Here is a 20,922-nt window from a genome sequence, read left to right as displayed (position 1 = left end):
TGTTTTGTTTTCTACGGTAACTGTGGGATTATACGTAACTTTAGGAATAAGCAGAAGCAACTTATTTTCAAAGCCCATGGCTTATCTGTAACCTTGTTCTGTTAGCTTATATACCCCAACCTATGGCACTATTATTTGATAGTTTTAAAGAATGGCATCAGTACTGTGAAGAGCAGAAGCAACCTCTTTTTGAGCCGGTACTAACCTATGAAATAGAGCAAAAAGGCCGTAACAGAGAGCAGATATGGGAAGGTATGCAAAAGGCCTATCAAGTGATGAAAGATGCCGTGCGTACAGGCCTGGAAGAAGATATGATTTCGCGTTCCGGCATGGTAAATAATGGAGCAAAAAAAGTTTATAAGGCCAAAACTGTGCTTTCTCCTGAATTCCAGAAACTCGTTGCCCGGGCATTGGCTGCCAAAGAGGTAAATTCCTGCATGGGTAGAATTGTAGCAGCGCCTACAGCTGGTGCCTCCGGGATACTTCCGGGCATTCTTACAACCATTCAGGAAATACATGAATTACCAGATCAAACTATTTTAGAGGGTTTGCTGGTAGCAGCCGGAATAGCGCTAATAATAGAGCAGAATGCTTCACTTGCCGGTGCAGTGGGTGGTTGCCAGGCCGAAACTGGCAGTGCGGCGGCGATGGGTTCCGGGGCTGTAGTATATTGTCTGGGTGGAAGTATTGAGGAGGTTTTTGCAGCCGTAGCTATTACTATTCAATGCATGCTGGGGTTGGTATGCGATCCGGTAGCTGGCTTGGTGGAAGTTCCCTGTATTGTGCGGAATGCCAGTGGGGCAGCTATTGCCTATTCATCGGCTCAAATTGCGTTGGCAGGTGTTAATCCGGTAATCCCGGTTGATGAATGTGTAATGGCTTTGGGAGAAATTGGACAAAGTATGGAAAGCCGATACAAGGAAACAGCACTGGGAGGCCTTGCCGCCACACTTACCGGACAAGCAATTTCAAAAAAAGTATTGATTCAGGATATTGATATTCTTCCGGATGAAGAGGAGAATAGAAATTTATAACTAGTAGGCAATCAAATTAGTAGTTTAATTTTTTTGTTATTATCCATTTATCAACGTTCGTAGATGCACTAAATCGTAGTATTATTTTGAGTTAGTAGGTTACTTTCTAGCTATTCTTTTTACTAAGCTTCCGAGTACCTCTCTGTGACTATTTTTTCTACAGAAAGTTACTCTAACTCATTAATATTATTGATTTACCTGTATTGTATGTTTCAAAAGTACTTTTCTTTCTCCCGTCCATTTGTAATCGCCTCATTGATTTCTACTGGATTATTCCTTTCACATTGTAAAAAAGACGATACACATGTGCCGTCTTTTAATTCATCAACAGATAGCCAGTATATTTCTGATGATGGTCCTAAAATCAGTACCACTTTATCGGGTTTAGTTCTTGATGAAAATCAGCGGCCAGTGTCTGGTGCGCAAGTGGAGGTGTATGGTAAAACTATCACCACAGATGCTGCAGGAGAGTTTACATTATCTAACATACAAGTACCGGCTAACCGGTGTTATTTAAAATGTACCAAACAAGGCTATTTTACTGGTTCTACAGCCCTTATACCCAAAGCGAATGGCGAAGCTTTTGTGCAAATGGTATTAATGGGTGCCACAGCTACTCATCAGTTAGATGCTAATACAGGTGGTACCGCTAATTTACCTAACGGATCTTCCGTGCAAATTCCGGCAAATGGTATTGTAAAAGCAGATGGTAGCTTATACTCCGGGCAAGTAAATGTCACACTACGCCATTTAGATCCAACAGATGAGGCATTTCCAGCCATTGTACCAGGAGGCGATTTAGCAGCCCAACGCACAGATGAAAGTGGTAGTATGCTATATTCATATGGTATACTGCGTGTACTCCTACGCGACAGTAATGGCAATGACCTGCAACTTGCAAACGGGAAAGAAGCTACCCTTACAGTGGCTATCTCATCTAAACAGACATCAGATGCGCCATCTACCATACCATTGTGGTACTTTGATGAACAGAAAGGGTTATGGATGGAAGAAGGTGAAGCAGCACGAGAAGGTAGCCGCTACATTGGCAAAGTGAAACACTTCACTGATTGGAACTGTGATGTACCTGGAACTGGAGTAGAAGTTGAGTTTGTCATAGAAACTGATGGAACTGGTAGTGGTGAAGGTAAAGTAGAACGGACTCCTATAGACCCTGAAAATCCGGGAGAACCAATTACTACTGGGGGAATTCCTTGTACAGGTTATCCGGTAAGAAAAGTATTCATGACCATTGGGCAGGCATGGGCTAGTTCAGACGAAAATGGAGTAGTAATACGCCGTGTGCCAGATAACCGGGTATTGCCTGTACTACTATATCAGGGCCCTGGTTTGATTCGAAAAGTAGCGGATATTGGTCCATTTACTTTGGGGCAAAAACCCGAAAAACGGACGTTTAAAGTTCCATGTCCGGTATTCGTGGTGGGCCGTACCGTTTGCAATGGCAATCCAATTCAAGCCAATTTTGTTCTTAATACATCAGAAATTTTCTCATATGGCAAGCGTCCTACTGATGAAAGAGGCGTTTTCCGGGTGACAGTAGCACCAGGATATGAGTCTTCCATCACTATCATTGATCATACAACCGGAAAAATGCGAGATATAACATTTAAAGCTCCTAATGAAGATGGCGTTACTGTAGAGTTGGGCAATGTAGAATTATGTGAACCTCCTAAAGCTGTACTTAATGAAAATACTGTAACATTGAATGGAGATGGATTTACCAACGAAGTGATGGATTTAAATAAACTTTCAGCATCAGATAATGCCATGATTGGGTATTGTACAAATGAGGAAAGTACCAGAGCCAGTGTAGGCAACGACCAGACAGATCCTGTTTCTTTGGTATTACAGTGGCCCGGTTGTGAAAAAGGAGAATTTAACGGTTTATGCAGTACAGTAAATGGCACCTATGGTTGCAGGCCGAGCATAAATGTAACGGTAGTGAAAGATGGGAAGCGGCTGAATTATTATACTGCCTATGGGCCAAATGGACCTGAAAAGATCAAGCAAAATAAAATTACAGTTACTCGTTATGACGATAAATTAATTGAAGGTACATTCTCTGGAGTTGTTACCCGTCATGACAGTAAAACCAATCAGTGGTATGATCTGTATGTAAAAGATGCCAAATTCTCTGTGCGCAGAAAGTAGATGAACTCCTTACTATTCGTATACAAAAGCCTCCAAATATTTGGAGGCTTTTGTATGGCGTTAAAAATAAAAACCTGCTCTAGAGCAGGTTTCTTTCCATAGCTTATTGTTTTTATTTCTATTTACTAGTTAGAACGATAGTTGTAAGCACCATAGAACTGTACTTTCAGGGCATCTTTGCTGATATAATCTCTTAATAAATCCTGTGCTTTCTGGTGATTGAAATGGAACAGCATTTCGCGGTAACTCAATTCCCGGTTTACAGACTTTCTGTATTTGTTTTCTAATTTTTGTACACATTCATATACTACTTCTACCAGTTGCTGAGCTTCTTCTTTTTCCAGTTTCAGCTGGTTAATGGTAGCTTCCATCTCTTTAATTTTTTGTTCTAATTGTTCTCTGGTCATTGCCGTATATATTTTGTAATGTTATAGATCTTGCTTGTTTTATATCCGAAAGTTCGTCAGGATTTATAGTTTTTACTAAATAAATACGATGGTATGCTTACATTAGAATTGTTTTAGCTTAAAAAAGCAGCAGATGGCTTACTCCTAAAGCCCAAAGAAGAAAAAGCCTTTAGATTAGCAAAATTTCCTGTATATTACTTGTAACAGAATAAATAAACCTGCATAAATAATCTTTAATTTATACTCACCTACGGAGAATTCGCCTAATTCTGTATAAAATATTACGTAAGAAGCCGTTGAAAGGAATCAGTTTCTCTAATTTTCCTGTTCACATTCTTCTACCAATGGTTTTTATCTATTATTCTTCCTTTGTTAAAAGAGCTTGTTTTATACCTTGCAAGCCTTCCGAAATAGATTCCATAGTTAAAACTACTTGCCCTACCTGATTATCAGTGCCTAATCCTCTCATCTTCTTATTCTTTACGTAAGTAGCCTTAATATTTTCCCATCGTTGTTGTTCTGTGGGTGTTAATTTTCCTATGAGTTCTTTAAATTTTAACAGATTGGCCTCAGCTCCGGTAGTTAATGTCTGGGCTTCATTTTCGTAATGCGTCTGGATAACCATCTCCAATTCCTGGTCATTCATTAAGGCTACCACTTTGTCAGCCATTTTATTCATATTCCGGTAAGAACCTTGTAGTTTGAAAGGAGGTTCTGTACGGAACTCATCTGCCTGTGCAGCCGAATGAATATATTCTTTGTTTACTTTCAAAATAACTTCCTGAATAACTAATAACTTTTTCAGTACCGCTACATATTCATTAATTTCTTCTGCCGAATGACTTGCTTCATAGGTAATGCCATCTTTGCTACCAGTCTGAGCTAGTCGGACTATCGCCAACACATCTGCATGGCTCTTATTGCTCAACCTTTGCATAACCGGGTTAGAGGTCAGGCTGTTTTCTATGTAGCTCAGTTTGAAAGCCTCACTTGCATTGCCAATAATGTCGCCGAGGTTGTAAATGTCAGCCCGGTTGGCTAGCATATCCGGAATCTGGAACTTTTCACCACTTTCGGTATAGGGATTACCGGCCATGACTACACATACTTTTTTGCCACGTAAGTCATAGGTGCGGCTTTTGCCTTTGTATACAGCCTCTATTTTACGTTGAGCATCGCACAGGGAAATGAATTTCTGTAAAAACTCCGGATTACAATGCTGAATATCATCCAGATACAACATGACATTATCACCCATTTCAAGGGCCAGACTAAGCTTTTCAATTTCTTCCCGGGCTGAGGCATTCGGTGCTTCTGCAGGATCTAATGAAGTAACTTTATGTCCTATAGCTGGTCCGTTGATCTTCATAAAAATAATTCCCAGACGGTTGGCTATGTACTCCATTAAGGTGGTTTTACCATATCCCGGAGGTGAAATTAATAGCAACATACCCATACGGTCGGTACGTTTAGTATCGCCAGCCGTACCAATCTGCTTGGCTAAGTTAGCTCCAATCAATGGAAGATATACCTGATCTATCAGTTTGTTCCGGATGAAGGAAGTCAGAACGTGAGATTTAAATTCTTCCAACCGCAGATCTTGTTTAAATTCTTCCAATAGCTTTTTCTTTGTATCCTGAAATTGGCTGAACTCAGGTACTAGTTGCGTATCAAATAGTTTCAGTTTAGTCATGAAGCTGTTATAATCCAGCTGATACCGGCCATTTTCTATTACAGCATGTGAACCTTGCAAGCCTTCTATTTCAGACTTAAGAGATAGCTGAATCACTTTCTTTTTCTCCAGATCTTCCCCATATAACAGGACAGCCGTTTCATCTAAATACTCCCGTTTAGCTTCCTGATAAATAAAATCAATATAAGCGCCCAGCCATTTTTTAATTAATTTAAACCGGGCAATGGGTGTATTTTCCAGCGCTTCTATGGAACTGTGGTATCTGTCGGCAGAATGGTTGGATGCCAAATAGTGCATAAACTGATTATACAAATCCGCCGCCTCAGCATCCGCAATAAAACTGTCGCTGCGGGTAATTTCGTAGAATAGGTACTCCCCAGCTTCGGGTGCAAAAGTCTCACTAAATAATTTATTCTCCCGGCTAAATGCAGCTATCTCAGCCTGTAGTTCTTCTATAATTCCGCCAAATTCCCGGGTTTTCGGAAATACTTGTAAAATAATGCCCACCCCTTTCAGCCGGTGATACATAAGTTGTTTGTGGCCGGCATCGGCAAAGTATTGCCAGTAAAGCGAAGCACAGGCACGGGCTGCAGAAGGGTACCTCAGCAGATCTATTGTTTGAGTAAAGTTCAGCAATGCCCGGAGTAATATCCGTGTATCATGGTCATGCACTCCTTTTATATAGCCTTCATTGTACCTGGGAGCCATAAACTTCTGAATGTAGGCAAGTAACTCTTCATCGGTTAACTTATGTAGAACTTCCAGAGTCAGGTATTGCATTCCGTTAGATACAGAAGTTTTTTCAGCTTCTTGTGCCTTCTTAATTATCTGATAAGCCAGATATTCGGCGCGGTATACTTGTTTGTTTTCCGACACTAAGCTTTGTTCCCATACGTTACGGGAGTTGTTAAAAGCGGCATTGGTTACTTTCTCAAAGAAATTAGTCCCTGTTAAATGGTAATACATATCTCCGTTGCGGTAGACCATCGTCAGATCTAATGGCTGCGTATTGACAGAAAACTTAAAGTCGCCAAACTTAATAATAGAGGCTCCATCTACAAATAATTCCTGGCGGTCTTTCAGCTGGCGTATGGCTTCTTCCTGGGCAGTTTTTAGACGGCTTTGGATGTCATCTGATTTTACGGTATCGCCAATTTCAATTAATTGCTTAATAATATCGCGTACCTTATCTACCATGAGATCAGAGGCGAAGTAGCCGTTAATTTCTGAGCTGGTAGCAAAAGAAGTTACCCGGTTATTAATCCCTTTGAGTATCCGTTCGGCTGATTGCAGCAGGCTAGTGGCACGTTTATTTCTGGCTTCAATCAGGCTTAGTTTTTTGCTTTCAAAGGCATTGTATATTTCTTCCCGCTTTTCTGTAATTTTTTCCGTAAACTCTTCAAATTCGGTGAATTTTCCTTCCAGCTCTTCCAGTTGCACCATTAGCTTAGTGATGTATTCATCGCATTTCTGAGGTGTTTCACTAATATCCAGATAATTGGCCACTCCCTGATCTATAAGTTTTAACTGGGAGGCGAACTCAGCTTTGCCTTCTATACCTACTAATTCCTGTCTTTTGCGTTTAAGGGCAGCTTTAATCTGGTTGAAATGGGCATAAATAGAAGAAATATTGTCAATGATCCGCGTGGTTTGGGTAGCATCCTCAATTTTGAGGTTACTTACCACCTCTATCAACATCTCCAGTTCCTGCGATGTTTTGGTTATTTCTTCTTCTGTTTTGCTGGCATCTATTACTTTTTCTATTTTGTTGATATGCTCTTGCAGCAGTGTAACTTTCTGGTGGTAGGGCAGTAACGCATCGTCTTTTAATAAAAACTGCACACACTCATCAGATAGTTTTGTAGTATATGCTTCAATTTCTTTTTCCTTACTTTCAATGGAAGAAATGGCTACATACCGCAGGCTTTTTAGCGAAATAGTTTCTCCTCGTAGGGTGCGCAGTTCAGCCAGAAAATGTACAAAATAATCAATACTTTCGGGCTGTTGCCGTTTGACATCTGCAAATACTTTTGTGATTTTGCCAGTTACCCGTTCTACCTCAACAGCTGTATTCTTTTTGATACGGGTTACTTTTTCAAACTCCTCAATGGCCGTTGAGGCCGATTGCTTTAGCTCTGCTAGCGGCTCAATCAAACGAAGGGTTTCTTCTTTATTAAGCCAGTGGTAAGAGTCTATAATATCGGTAGACATCTTTACCAGATCCAGATACAAGTTGGCATAACTGTCGTCCCGGTCGATTAACGTGAGCAGTTCGTTGCATTCGGCCATTGCCCTAACTACATCTTTATTGCCGATTTTATACAAATAGGACTCACTATTGCTTGTGTGCAGGGGAAAGTTAGGGTCTACATAGGGTGTCTGCCAGATTTGTACAACATGATGTTTCTTAGGCTCGTCTTCTCCTTTAAAATAGCAGAGTTCGCCATTTTCAAAGATGGAATAGCCATGGCAAATAATTGGAATGGCCACTTTTTGTTCTATGAGGTTATAGGAGAGTAACTCATAAATGCCGGTAACCTTGCTATAAAATATATATAGAAAATCTTCGCCATTGGGAGAAGCAATACGTTTTTCAAAAAGCATATTAGCCATTTGAGTATCGAATAGCTTGTATTCTCCAGTTTGCAGATAATACCCATTTGCGAAAATAATTCCGTGGTCGTCGGGTAGAAATACGCAGGAATCTTTCAGGGAATCTATGCGGCGTGCCTGCCGGATTTTTTCATTGTATACAATATAGCGATACTCATTTTCCTGAAATGGTTTGATTTTGAGTACCACAATGCTCCCAATTATGGCATAGAAGATTTCCGCATCGTCCAGGGTCTGGTCTTTGTGTTTTACCTCTTCTGAATAAATGCCCTCTCCACTGGCTGTGTTATTTTCTATTTTGATCGTAAGATCGCCGCCGATGGTTTCAACAAATACCCGGTCAGCGATAGATATATGTGGGAACTTTCCTTCTCTGCGTGCTTCGCGGGAGGTTCGTTTCCATTTAAACTGGTACTGGTCCGGATATGAAAATTCGCCTTCACTGCGGTTATCCACATAGGTTAGTTTGTCTCCTTCTATTACCCATTTAAAGGTTTTGATATCATCCTGGCTTTTTCCAACCTGAAAAATCATAAACAGCCGCTGACCTAATAAAGCAAATTTGGCAAACTGTGTATTCCGGTAGTATTTGTAGAGATTCTTAAAATCTTCTTCAAAACGTTTGTCTGCAATTAAATCTAAAGGCTGTTGAACGAAACTGTGGTTTTGATACCGGTAAACACTAAATACATCACTAATACTAGTCTCTGTTTTTAGGCCCATGTGTACATTGTATCCAAAAATGAACAGGTCATTTACAGGAACCATGTCTACTGGGACACAGTTGTTGTCGGTAGTAATGCGTTCGGTAGCCAGCAAACGTGTTTCAATAGAACCAAATACTTCACGCCTTTTGTGATTCAATGTATCGAGTCGGGTGCGCAGTTCGTTTCCTTGTTTACGCAAGCGGTTCCGGATTATTTCATAAGTGCCTTCTTCCAGATGTGCTTCTTTTACCGGATTTTCTTTTATTGCTGGGGTTGGATTTGCCATGGAGCTAATAAATCTTTACTTGAAGATTAGCTTATCTATAAAGCTAGTTGACCATTCTTCGGTGAATGATCTGTAAGATAGGTAGAAGACTGTATGCTGTCATTTTTGATAACAGCACACAGTCAGAAAAATTACTTTTGTTAAATTGAAGGCATATGTTACTAGCTTTTTTATATAGTAACATTCCTACCTATGAGCATCTATGTACTCATTTTTTACCAGATACCTAAAGTCTGCGCAGCATCGTCAGAAACGCCTTTCTTTTTAGCCATTTGCATCAGTTGATTAAGCAAGCCTTTGGATTCTTTATCGTCAGCCAACTTAGACATCTGCATCAGGAGGGCAGCCACACTCAGGTTTTTTACATCTTCTGATGTAATGCCAAACTGATCTACCAGCTTCTTCAGATTATCTCTGAATATAGCTTTGGGGTCATCTTTTCCATTACTGTGTCCATTGCCGTTTCCATTGGTAAAGAACGTGTTTTTAACATCTGTCAGTACATGGCTATTGGTAAACAGTTTATCTACAGACTTTCCATTGCTAATGGAATTCACCAGTTTGTCGAAGAACATAGTTTCGCCACCCACAATATCAATTTTAGATACTTTCAGGGCTTCTCCCAATACGGTAGCTTGTGCATCGGCAATTGCTTTCTGAATGTTGATCATAGCCAGTTCAACGTCTTTTTCTTTCTGTAATCTCAACTTAAACTCTTCGTGTTCCTTGCCTACGCCGTCTAATTTACGCATAGCATCTGCCTTGCTTTCAATACCTTTGGCTTCCGCTGTGAACTTCTCATGCATAATTTTAGCTTCTGTTAAGCCTTTTTTCTCTTCTGCCTGCGCTTTTACTTCAATTACATTGGCATCGGATAAGCCTTTCTCTTTGTTGATCTTGGCAGCCACTAAGCCTAATTTTTCATCAGCCTCTGCCTGCGCTTTCGCCATCACCTCTATGCCTTTAGCTTCAGCTATGGCTTTGTTCTCTATAACCGTAGCATCCGCCTTACCATCTTTTTCTTTGGCCAAGGCTTTAGCTTGAATTACCTGGGCTTCTGCTACTCCTACAGCGGCTGCTTTGGCGGCTTCAGCATCGGCCAGTATTTTAATGGCTTCTGCTTTTTTGCCGGCAGTGGCTTGCTCTGCTTCAGCTTCTACTACTAGGCGTTTGGCTTTCAATTCGGCAGACTGGCGGTCAGCTTCGGCAGCTTTTATTTGTTGAACCAATGATTCTTCCGCTAGCATTTCCGCACGTTTGATAGCTACGGATTTTTCACGGTCTGCCTGAGCAAATGCTTGGGTATCTTTTATCTTTTCTTCTTCGGCCACTACTGCTTTTTGTACAGCTACTCTTTCGCGGATTACTTCCTGAATATTCTTGCGTTCTTCTTCAATGGCTTTCTCTTTGGCAATGTCAGCAAGTGTAACGATCCGTTGTTTTTCTGTAACTTCCAGTAAACGGTCTTTATCTACTCTTTCTTTTTCTACAGCTTCTACGCGTTCTTTATTCTTCTGCGCTACTATAATCTGACGGTCGCGATTTTCTTCGGCTACACGGGATTCTTCTTCAGTTTGAATGCGTGCTTTTTCTGCTTTCAGCCGTTCTTGCTGCTGAATTACAGCGATTTCAGCTTCTTCACGGGCACGGATAGAAGCAATTTCCCGCTTTTGCTTTTCTTCGGTTTCTGCCAACTGCCGGTTCAGTTCCAGTATAGCTTCCTTCGCTTGCACGTTCTGCTGGGTAATGGTTTTTTCTTTTTCCCGCTCAAAATGATTGGCCATTATTTTTTGTTTGGCAGTCAGTTCAATAATCTTTTTGATGCCTTCCGCATCCATAATATTATTTTCATTCAATGCCTCAATATGAGTTTGTTCCAGGTAATCAATGGCACAATCGTCGAGGATATAGCCATTCAAATCTGTACCTATAATTTGCAGAATTTCTTGCTTAAAGAGTTCTCTGGAATTATACAGTTCAATAAAGTCAAATTTTTTACCTACTGTTTTCAGGGCTTCGGAGAATTTAGCATCAAATAGGTCTTCCAATGCTTTAGTATCGGAGGCTCTACGGCAACCAATAGACTGGCCTACCTGAATAACATCTTGCTCTGTTTTGTTTACCCGCACAAAGAAAGTTACTTTAATATCTGCCCGTAAATTGTCCTTACAAATCAATCCTTCTTTACCCTGCCGGGAAATAACTACTGTTTTCAGGGAAATATCCATCATCTCTAGTCTGTGCATTACCGGAATGACAATCATACCTGAAAAAGAAACATGCGTACCGCCAACACCAGTTTTTATCAAGGCCATGCCTTGCTCTGCTTTGTGATAGCAGTTGGCTATAAAAATAAGGGTGGCAATCAGAAAAAAGGCTATAAAAATTATAACCGCGAAAGTTACAGATGTGAACATAGTTGTTTATTGATCAAAGGATTGAATTAAATAGTATTGTTTTTCTTTATTAAACTCAAGAACAAGGGCACTTTTTCCTTTTTCTAATGTATGGCCATCTGCCGACTTTACATTTAAAAGTATGGTATTGCCTTTGTTGTTGATAACCGCCTGGCCTAATTTTCCAGAACCGGCAGGCAGGAGCACTGTACAAATTTGCCCTAAAACTTGCTGTTTATCCGGATCGTTTTGCAAGTAACTGAATACCTTGACAAAAGGGGTAGTCAAAATTTTTGCTATAAAGAAACTGATAAGTATATTCGGAATCAATAATGCTATAGCAACAAGTATCGAACTGTTTCCCAAATAATGATTCACTAGGATAGAAATAGCCCATATAGGTAGAATCAGAAAGCTCATAAATACCATAAAAGGCACTTTACCCAGGTTAAAAAATACAAGCGCAGCCTGCATCCAATTACCAGAGTTGGCTACTTCTGTGTTGTGCATTTCCTTCACAGCTACATCTTTTGTTGGAATATCGGCATGTGTGTGGAAAGTAGTATGAATTTCATGTTCCACCGTTACATCGTGGTCCAGATCTAAATTTATGGCATCCATATCTATCAGCCCGAGTATAACTATGAGCCAATACAGAATCACAAAAACCAGTAAAGTCGTAGGAATAACATTTACTAGTGAAACAGAAGCTTCTAGTAACTCTTTCATAGGAAATTTAATTTAATAATGTTAGGCTGTAAGATATACAGACAAAGGGTAGAACCTATTTTCCGGCCTCAATATAGAGTTTTAGGAATATCCGGGCATAAGAATATCACACTATTTCTTACCTGACCAGGGGCATCGGGTAAGCATTTGTTCCAGGAAAGGGTCTTTGGCCATTTTCATGTGTGATGAATTATTGCTTTAAGATATAAATAATTTTGATATTGGCAATGTATACGGATTAATAAAGTATAATAATTTTTATAAATTTTTGTGCTGCCAATTCTACTGATTTTATAGTTAATGGAAAAACCAGGTAATGGTAACCTAAGCTTGCAATGTTCACAGTTATTGAATGTAGCTTTTTACGAATGTTAAGAAAACCTATTAGATAGAAACAAAAAAGGATGAAGTCTAAACTTCATCCTTTTCCCTGATACCTATATTATTTAGTTTTTACAAAGCAATTAAACCTTCTATAGTAGAAGCTTTTTTATACACATCAATTACGTCTTCGCTTGATTTCATAAACATCTGAATTGTCAGGCTCACGTAATTCCCATTTTTAGAATCCCGGCTGCTAACATCGTGTTTATTAAACAAAGTGATTACTTTATCTTTGTTAGCTTCCGGAACAATGAACTTGAACATATACAACATAGGCCAAGCAAATTGCTCGTCTAGTTTCTGTTTTAAGCTTGCATATACTTTATTATCCACTTTACTTTCCTTTCTTTATATAAAAGAAAACACTACTAATTAAAAGAACATTCCAAAAGATAACACAGCATTCGTTAACCGGTTTTTTATAATGACTGAAGGTGTAGCCTGATTTGAAATAGTATAGGGTGTATATCCGTTGTCAAAACGATTATGCACTACAGCTAAATCAATATAAAACTCCGGCAGGCGAATACCAGCGCCAGCGCTAAAATTTAATACTTGTCTATTTAAATCATCCACTAAATCTTTGTAAGGATCTGTTTGATAACCTGCGCCCGCACGTAGCCTGAAAATATCTTTCCGGAACTCGCCTCCTATTCTGGCATTAACGGTAGGCTGATAATTTCGGCTGATGAATTCATTTTCTGACCCAAAATCTACTTCATTGCTATTGCCAAAGCGAATACTATTATAGGTGCTATAAGTAACATCTGCTGTAATAAAGCCATTTTTACCTGCAAACAAAGCCAGACCGCCAGATATACTTAAAGGAGTAGTTAGGTTATACCGTAAAGGTTCCACCTCAATAGTCTTGTCTTGGTAACGTTCTATAGCAGGATCAAAAAATTCCGGATATTCAAAATTAGCTTGGATTCTAGGAATGTAATTGTCCGTTAGTCTGTACCAAGTTGGGCTAGTAAACGAAGCTCCGAAGCGAATAATATCATTTGCTTTATAAATTATACCCGCCGTTAAATTAACACCGGTGCCTCTCACATCTATATCTTCTGTAAGAGTAAAATTATCTACAATAAGATCTTCAGGTCTTGCTTGTACTACTTCTCTATACCGGTTCTGCTGGCCAAAACGGATGTTTGAAATTCCTACAGAAGCGCCAAAATATAACTTGTCATCATAGTTGCCTCCATAAGATAAATTCCACTGATTACGGGCTCCGGTGTAGTTAATAGTTTCATTTTGCTGTACCGGCGCCTGGATATATTGACCCGGCGAAGTTTCTATTTCTCCAATTGAACTGAACCATCTATCTTCATTGATATCATTAGAGAAAGGATTGATCAGATAAGTATCAAAAGCGGCTTGAAGTCGTGGAGGACCCAGGCTTCCTTCAAAATCACCTAATGTAATACCTGTAGCCTGGTCTGTGAAGGAGTCCAGAAGAGAATTTACATTGTTTACACCCTGATAAGAAACCTGTCTCTGATAACTGCTCATCCGGTTAAAGCTTATACCGAAAGCACCTCCGCGCCATTTTCCTCCAACAATTGCATCTTTTGGCTTGGCAAACACAATACCCATATTTGCTACATTTAGATAACTTTTGCCATCTGATGTAACTGTATTTAAGTAATTAGACTGGGTATTGGAAAAACCTATACTAGGGGTAATGCTCCATTCAGATTTGCGGAAAAAACCTAAGCCAGCGGGGTTGCCTGAAATAGAACTGATATCAGCCCCCAAGGCTGTTTGAGCACCTCCCATTCCCTGAAACCTGGCCGTGCCATTAACAGAGGTATTAGAAAACAGTAATGCATCTTCTGCAGTCTGGGCGTAACTAGCCAGTACAGGAAGTAAAATTCCTATACTGGCAATAATTAATCTTTTATGCATAGCTAGAATGTCTAATCAACAATAGCGGCTGTCACTATCTAGGTGATCTTCGTGGAGAACTGCCGCCGCTGCTGCTACCACTACTGCTGCTTCTGCTAGGTGCAGAACTTGGACTTGAATAAGAGCCACCAGACGAATTATTGTTGAAACTTCCATTTGAACGATAGCTGTCGTTACTAGAGTTGTTGTTCCAGCTATTGTTGCTTCTGGAGTTGTCATACGTTCTGGGTGATCTTCCGGAAGAAGGTGTGCTGTTATACGTTGGCGCACTGGATCTATTGGAATTATTATCGTAGGATCTGTTGCTATTTTGGTTCTGATAACTATCATTATTACTACGTGGACGTACAGCACGCGGATTTGTTATACCACCATCGTTAGAACCATTATTCACATTCGGAGAATATGTTCTGTTGCCTGAATTATTGTTATAACTCGGCTGAGTGTTTTGTGGCTGATAGTCAGGATTAGCATCACTTCTAGGCCGTATGGCTCTGGCAGGTCTGCTTTCATCTGTGCTGACATTAGACGGTCTCCTGTTTGTATTATCAGAATAGTTAGGGGATGTATTAGTACCAGCAGCACCTTCCGATTGATCTACTCTTCCACCACGGGTGTCGCGTGTAGTTCTTGGTGTATTGTTGAAGTTATCATTCACAACAGCGGAACCTCTGTTACTACGTGGACTAGTCCGTACCTGACGGGAACCATTATCGTTACCTGGATTGACAATTATCACATTGTTGCGATTCCATCCGCCACCCCATCCGTAGTAAGGTCTGTTATAAAATCCACTGTAATACGGATCTCCCCAGTAACCCCAAGATCTGTAAGGATTGTAGAATGGATCATACCAATAGGCACTTCTTCCCCAGCCCCATGGGTTTCCCCATCCATAGTTATAGCTTATGTTGATATTCCAGCCTGGTCGGCCATAAAATGGACGGTTGAAGAATGGATCGTAAAAACCATTATTAAAGAAATAAGGATCATAGAATGGATCGTAAAAAGCAGAGCCACCATAGTATCCGCCACCGAAGCCAATGCTAGGAAATACATTAACAGTGGTACCGCCATTGTTGTACCTTTCGTAGCCTCTGGCTAAGCCGATCGGGTTATTATTCCGGCTGTAATTCTCATCGTAATAAGAATTGTCGTCTGCACTGTAACTATCATTATTAGTTGTGCTGGAATTTTGCCGGTTCTGATCGGCATATTGCTGAATATACTCTGGGTTTACGTTTTTCTGACTGTAATCTTCACTAGCTACTCCTTTATTTTCAATATTGGAATAGTCGGTGGAAGAGGCAGAAGCTGTAAGCGTTACTTGCTCTCTATCTTTAGAGGAGAAATATAAGTCATCATATTCCTGGTTCTGCGAGTACTGCTGGCTACTGCATCCCCAGACGCCAACAATTCCCGCAAATAATAAGTATTTTAATGATTGAGTAGTTTTCATAAGTACTATAGTTAACGTAGGCAATGCCCGGAAATTTATAATTTATACGGTTTTTTTAATAGTTGGGTGGTTGTTTATATAATAAACTATATTTGCCCCTGTACTGTTACCGGCAAAAGTGAATAATTTGCAAAAATATTACCTAAAGTTATGAAATTATAAGACTTTTGCCCTATCAAATTAAACAAAATTTATACCAGAAAAATTCTACTAAATTTATCAGATAATACAATGAGCAAGGGACTTCCTAAAAGAAATGAGGATTACTCACTGTGGTATAACGAATTAGTAAAAAGAGCGGACTTGGCTGAAAATTCGCCTGTTAGAGGTTGTATGATTATAAAGCCCTATGGTTTTTCTATTTGGGAAAAGATGCAGGCTGCATTAGATAAAATGTTTAAAGATACTGGGCATACCAATGCCTATTTTCCAATTTTTATTCCTAAATCTTACCTGAGTAAAGAGGCCAGTCACGTAGAAGGATTTGCTAAAGAATGTGCAGTAGTTACACACTATCGCTTAAAAAATGCACCCGATGGAAGCGGGGTTATTGTAGATCCGGAAGCAAAGCTGGAAGAGGAACTAATTATCCGGCCTACTTCAGAAACAGTTATATGGAGTGCGTATAAAAACTGGGTACAATCATACCGGGATCTGCCAATTCTACTTAATCAGTGGGCAAACGTAGTACGCTGGGAAATGCGGACCAGAATATTTTTGCGTACAGCGGAATTCCTTTGGCAGGAGGGCCATACAGCACATGCTACAGCAAAAGAAGCCCAAGAAGAAACGCTGCAAATGCTAGAGGTCTATGCTACCTTTGCTGAACAACATTTGGCATTGCCGGTTATCCGAGGGGTTAAAACACCCAATGAGCGTTTCGCTGGTGCTGAAGATACGTATTGCATTGAAGCGCTGATGCAAGATGGCAAAGCCTTACAGGCTGGCACTTCTCACTTTTTGGGACAGAATTTTGCGAAAGCTTTTGATGTAAAGTTTGCCAATAAGGAGGGTAAATTAGATTATGTGTGGGGTACTTCTTGGGGCGTAAGTACCAGGCTGATGGGAGCTTTAATTATGGCGCATTCTGATGATGAAGGATTGGTGTTACCCCCTAAACTGGCTCCTATCCAAGTAGTAATTGTGCCGATTTTTAAAGGCGAGGAGCAATTAGCCAAAATTTCCGAAAAGGTGCAGGTAGTAAGGAATGAACTGTTAGCAAAGGGCATTAGTGTGAAGTTTGATACCCGCGATACGCATTCGCCAGGCTATAAATTTGCTGATTATGAGTTGAAGGGCGTGCCTGTACGTATTGCAATAGGCCCACGCGACCTGGAAAACGGAACAGCTGAAGTAGCCCGCCGCGATACTAAGGAGAAAAAAGTATATGCCCTGGAAGGTCTGGCAAACCATATAGAAACCTTGCTCGAAGATATACAACAGAATATTTATAATAAAGCACTAGCTTTCCGCCAGGCGAACACCACAAAAGTAGATTCCTATGCAGAATTTAAAGAAGTGCTGGATAGCAAAGGTGGTTTTGTTCTAGCACACTGGGATGGTACTTCCGAAACAGAAGAAATAATAAAGGACGAAACCAAAGCTACTATCCGGTGTATTCCAATAAATGCCCAGCCGGAAGAGGGTAAATGTATGTATAGCGGTAAACCCTCCAGCAGAAGAGTAGTATTTGCCAGGGCGTATTAAGCGGAAAAAGTAGAAAGTCTATACGCTAGTCCCGTCTGTTTACTAAGTATATCTGTGAATGTCTCTGGTAAAAGGAAGAATAAGTAAAGCACAATCTATCTATACTTTCTTAGTAGCCATTGGCATTATCTTATGCTACAGCACGTATATCTGGCGGACATTCAGTGGATATTATTTCTATGATGATTATGAATATGCAAGAGCTGCCTTTCAGTTGACGAAGGGCAGCTTTTCTGTTATATATGATACATTTACACATCGGTTGGTTTTTATCGCCCTACTAGCTTGTTCCTTTTCCTTATTTGGTATCAATGACTTTTCAGCTGTACTAATACCTGCAACTGCTTTCTTAGGCACTTTAACCATACTTTTTCTATACCTGAGAAAACAAAAGGCACTATGCCTATATGCAGTAGCAATTACTGGGTTAAATTCCTATTTTCTTTTCTTTATTGATAAACTCATTCCAGATACCTTAGTTACCCTCTTTTGTCTTTTGGCAGGAATTATTGCCCAGCAATACAGGCAACTTTATCCGGTAAAATCTGGCATAGGGATAGCTGCTTTGCTTTTTGCTGCTTTTCTGACCAAAGAAACCAGCCTGTATTGCTGGCCCTTTTTCGGCTTTCTGGTAGTACAAGCATGGCTACAACGAAGCAAAGCTGCTCATCAATTTACATATAGCACTGTCCTGTCTGGCTTGGTATTATTTTTTGCTTATTTTTTAATCTATTATCTATATACAGGCGATGCTTTTTACCGCTTCAATAGTATTATGGATAACCACTATACGCATGCGGAAAGTTATTACGATAAACCTTTTTCCTACTTGCTTGTACGGCTTACCTATGCACCCTGGCAAATGTTTACTGAATCAGGGTTGTTGGTGGCTATATTGCCAGGATTGGTTATGGCTCTAGCCAGTATCAGGAAAGAGAAATTCAGTCTTGGAACGATGGAGAATTTCTGGAGCTGGTTTGCTGTTCTGTTTCTCTTGTGTTTTTACTTTGGCACTACTAGTCTGCGGTATTATAATCCGCTTAACTTGCTGCCCAGGATGTATTTTCCGTTACTGCCGCCCTTCGCTATATTAGCAGGCTTTTTTTGGGTAAAAGCAGAAAATTCGTCCAAAGCACGTATCTGGTTGTTTATATTGTTTGCTGCCGTTGCCGGTTATTGCTTCTGGGTGCAATCTAAATATACGTTGATATATACTGCCTACGCCTTTGTAGCTTTATTGCCTGCCATTAATCGGTTTAAGTATTTCTTACAGACGATGCACCTGTTGTTTGTTCTTATCGGTTTATCTATTCCATTATACCGCATGTTTCGTCCGCAGCAATGGGGGTACCAGGCCGAAAAAAAGTTATTCAATACCTATCTCAGCCATACAAACGGTACTCATCTGGTAATTACCGACCAGCGTTTAGCCTTAACCTATAACTGGTTTTACCAGTTTCAGCCGCCAGCGAATTATACGTTTACCGACTTTGCCAAAGCAGATGGACTACATTCTGAAGCCTATAGCAGCACATTTGTCCTGTATAATCCACATACTTTCCGCGAAACCTTTGGCAGTTTTATGGAATGGGATCAATGGAAGAAAAAAAATAAACCACCGCTTGAAAAACTAGCTGACGTAGATTCAGTAATATTGTATAGAGTTAAACAAGCGGACAAAGCTAAAAAATAGCCTGTTTGCTTGGCTATACTTGTATGAACTATTGTTTGAGTTCTGTAGAATTTATTCATATCTTTTTGCTATATTTAATTATAAAAATGCACCTTTAATTTGAACTGTATATGGAATGGATGGCTATAATAGTGTTATTGGTGTTTAGCTTAGCACTTATTGTATTAGAAATAATTTTTATACCAGGTACCACCATTTTTGGGCTTGCCGGGCTCATATTAGCTGTCATTGGTATATTTATCAGCTTTAAAAGCTTAGGCGCTGTAATGGGTTTCAGTATTCTTGGCGGCTTTGTTGCCCTTACTGGCATTGCCTTAGTATATGGCTTACGGTCTGGCGTTTGGCGCAAGTTTGCCCTGAACCACACAATCAGCAGTAAGGTAAATGACGAAAACAAAGTACTTTTGAAAATTGGGGATATGGGCAAGGCAATATCTACCTTGAAACCTTCCGGAAAAGCTCAATTTAATGAAGCCATTGTAGAAGTGCATACCTTAGGCCCCTTTTTAGAAGCTGGTTGCCTGGTTAGAATTGTACGGTTTGATACAAATAAAATTTTTGTTACAGCTTCTGAATAGGTTTCAATAGTATATGTCTATAAAAGAGTGTACCTTGTTTGAAAAAACAGCAGGTAGACATGGCATACTGCCTTCCAATACCAAAACAAGGCGGCTACTTGCAGTTTAGTTTTAACTCCTTCACATATAATTCTTTTAAGCTATGGGCGAAGCATCCGGTGTTTACCTTATATTTTTGATATTAGGGGCTATTGTAGCCTTTTTTGTTTTCTTATATTTTGTACCTGTCAATCTTTGGATTACCGCTATCTTTTCCGGCGTAAAAGTGGGCTTATTCGAACTGGTCTTTATGCGGATACGGAAAGTGCCCCCAAGCTTAATTGTACAATCCCTTATTACTTCTACCAAAGCAGGATTGAACTTAACTACTGCTGATCTGGAAACGCATTATCTGGCTGGCGGACATGTGCCTTCTGTCATAAAAGCCCTGATTTCTGCGGATAAAGCAAATATTAATCTATCTTTTAAACAGGCGGCCGCTATTGATCTGGCCGGAAGAGATGTATTTGAAGCAGTGCAAATCTCAGTAAATCCCAGAGTGATAAACACACCCAATGTAGCTGCCGTAGCACAGGATGGCATTCAACTGGTAGCCAAAGCCAGAGTAACGGTACGTGTAAATATTTCACAGTTGGTAGGAGGAGCCGGAGAGGAAACTATTCTGGCAAGGGTAGGAGAGGGCATTGTTACCTCTATTGGTTCGTCTACATCGCATAAAGAAGTACTGGAGAATCCGGATAAAATCTCACGTCTGGTATTACAAAAAGGCTTGGATGCTGGCACAGCCTATGAAATTCTCTCCATTGATATTGCCGATATAGATGTGGGTGCAAACATTGGCGCAAAACTACAAATAGACCAGGCTAATGCCGATCTGAAAGTTGCCGAAGCCAAAGCAGAAGAACGGAGGGCAATGGCTGTAGCTGTGGAGCAGGAGATGCGTGCCAAAGCGCAGGAAGCGCGTGCCAAAGTAATTGAGGCAGAGTCGGAAGTACCTAAAGCGCTGGCAGAAGCTTTCAGAAATGGTAATCTAGGTATCATGGATTATTACCGGATGCAGAATATCCAGGCCGATACAGATATGCGGGATGCAATAGCTAATCCTGGCAAAGACACTAAGAAATCGTGAGTATAGCTGCTTTCCTATGCTATGCAA

Annotated in this window: 13 protein-coding genes; 6 read left to right on the top strand and 7 right to left on the bottom strand. The window is 40.2% G+C overall.

Features of this window, described 5'->3' with window-relative positions; all coding sequences use genetic code 11:
• The first annotated feature begins 122 nt into the window (after positions 1–122).
• Together sdaAA and Q0590_RS03980 are read left to right on the top strand one after the other, a co-directional pair.
• A complete protein-coding gene (sdaAA, locus tag Q0590_RS03985; RefSeq protein ID WP_302036183.1) occupies positions 123–1,034 on the top strand; it encodes an L-serine ammonia-lyase, iron-sulfur-dependent, subunit alpha in 912 nt (303 codons plus the stop codon).
• 207 nt (positions 1,035–1,241) lie between these two features.
• A complete protein-coding gene (locus Q0590_RS03980) occupies positions 1,242–3,206 on the top strand; it encodes a carboxypeptidase-like regulatory domain-containing protein (RefSeq protein ID WP_302036182.1) in 1,965 nt (654 codons plus the stop codon).
• A gap of 125 nt (positions 3,207–3,331) precedes the next feature.
• Here Q0590_RS03980 and Q0590_RS03975 read toward each other — a convergent pair whose 3' ends face one another.
• From Q0590_RS03975 to Q0590_RS03945, 7 genes are all read right to left on the bottom strand, one after another.
• On the bottom strand, positions 3,332–3,613 hold the full coding sequence (locus tag Q0590_RS03975) for a hypothetical protein (RefSeq protein WP_302036181.1): 282 nt from the start codon (positions 3,611–3,613) through the stop codon (positions 3,332–3,334).
• A 358-nt stretch (positions 3,614–3,971) separates the two neighbouring features.
• On the bottom strand, positions 3,972–8,912 hold the full coding sequence (locus Q0590_RS03970; protein ID WP_302036180.1) for a DNA repair ATPase: 4,941 nt from the start codon (positions 8,910–8,912) through the stop codon (positions 3,972–3,974).
• Between the two features lie 215 nt (positions 8,913–9,127).
• Positions 9,128–11,329 (bottom strand): flotillin family protein, encoded by a 2,202-nt coding sequence (locus tag Q0590_RS03965; protein WP_302036179.1) that lies wholly within the window; start codon positions 11,327–11,329, stop codon positions 9,128–9,130.
• A gap of 6 nt (positions 11,330–11,335) precedes the next feature.
• Positions 11,336–12,037 carry a hypothetical protein gene (locus tag Q0590_RS03960; protein ID WP_302036178.1) on the bottom strand — a complete coding sequence of 234 codons (702 nt, stop codon included), beginning with the start codon at positions 12,035–12,037 and terminating at the stop codon, positions 11,336–11,338.
• Between the two features lie 453 nt (positions 12,038–12,490).
• Positions 12,491–12,754: a DUF493 family protein gene (locus Q0590_RS03955; protein WP_302036177.1), complete on the bottom strand. Its 264-nt coding sequence runs from the start codon at positions 12,752–12,754 to the stop codon at positions 12,491–12,493.
• Between the two features lie 39 nt (positions 12,755–12,793).
• Positions 12,794–14,329: an OmpP1/FadL family transporter gene (locus Q0590_RS03950; protein ID WP_302036176.1), complete on the bottom strand. Its 1,536-nt coding sequence runs from the start codon at positions 14,327–14,329 to the stop codon at positions 12,794–12,796.
• 34 nt (positions 14,330–14,363) lie between these two features.
• Positions 14,364–15,788, bottom strand: a complete 1,425-nt coding sequence (locus Q0590_RS03945; RefSeq protein ID WP_302036175.1) for a hypothetical protein — start codon at positions 15,786–15,788, stop codon at positions 14,364–14,366.
• Positions 15,789–16,019: 231 nt separating this feature from the next.
• On the opposite strand from Q0590_RS03945, the gene proS reads away from it, so the two are divergent.
• The 4 genes from proS to floA all read left to right on the top strand — a co-directional run bounded on the left by proS (position 16,020) and on the right by floA (position 20,895).
• Positions 16,020–17,495, top strand: a complete 1,476-nt coding sequence (proS, locus tag Q0590_RS03940; RefSeq protein WP_302036174.1) for a proline--tRNA ligase — start codon at positions 16,020–16,022, stop codon at positions 17,493–17,495.
• A 58-nt stretch (positions 17,496–17,553) separates the two neighbouring features.
• Positions 17,554–19,188 (top strand): ArnT family glycosyltransferase, encoded by a 1,635-nt coding sequence (locus Q0590_RS03935; RefSeq protein WP_302036173.1) that lies wholly within the window; start codon positions 17,554–17,556, stop codon positions 19,186–19,188.
• 119 nt (positions 19,189–19,307) lie between these two features.
• Positions 19,308–19,766: an NfeD family protein gene (locus Q0590_RS03930; RefSeq protein WP_302036172.1), complete on the top strand. Its 459-nt coding sequence runs from the start codon at positions 19,308–19,310 to the stop codon at positions 19,764–19,766.
• Between the two features lie 142 nt (positions 19,767–19,908).
• The gene (gene floA, locus Q0590_RS03925; protein WP_302036171.1) at positions 19,909–20,895 is read left to right on the top strand and encodes a flotillin-like protein FloA; all 987 of its coding nucleotides are present in this window, start codon (positions 19,909–19,911) and stop codon (positions 20,893–20,895) included.
• Positions 20,896–20,922: the final 27 nt, after the last annotated feature.

The organism is Rhodocytophaga aerolata (genome assembly GCF_030503435.1).
Lineage (GTDB): Bacteria > Bacteroidota > Bacteroidia > Cytophagales > 172606-1 > Rhodocytophaga > Rhodocytophaga aerolata.
Note: the sequence above shows the minus strand (reverse complement) of the source record. Positions and strands in the feature narration are given on the sequence as shown.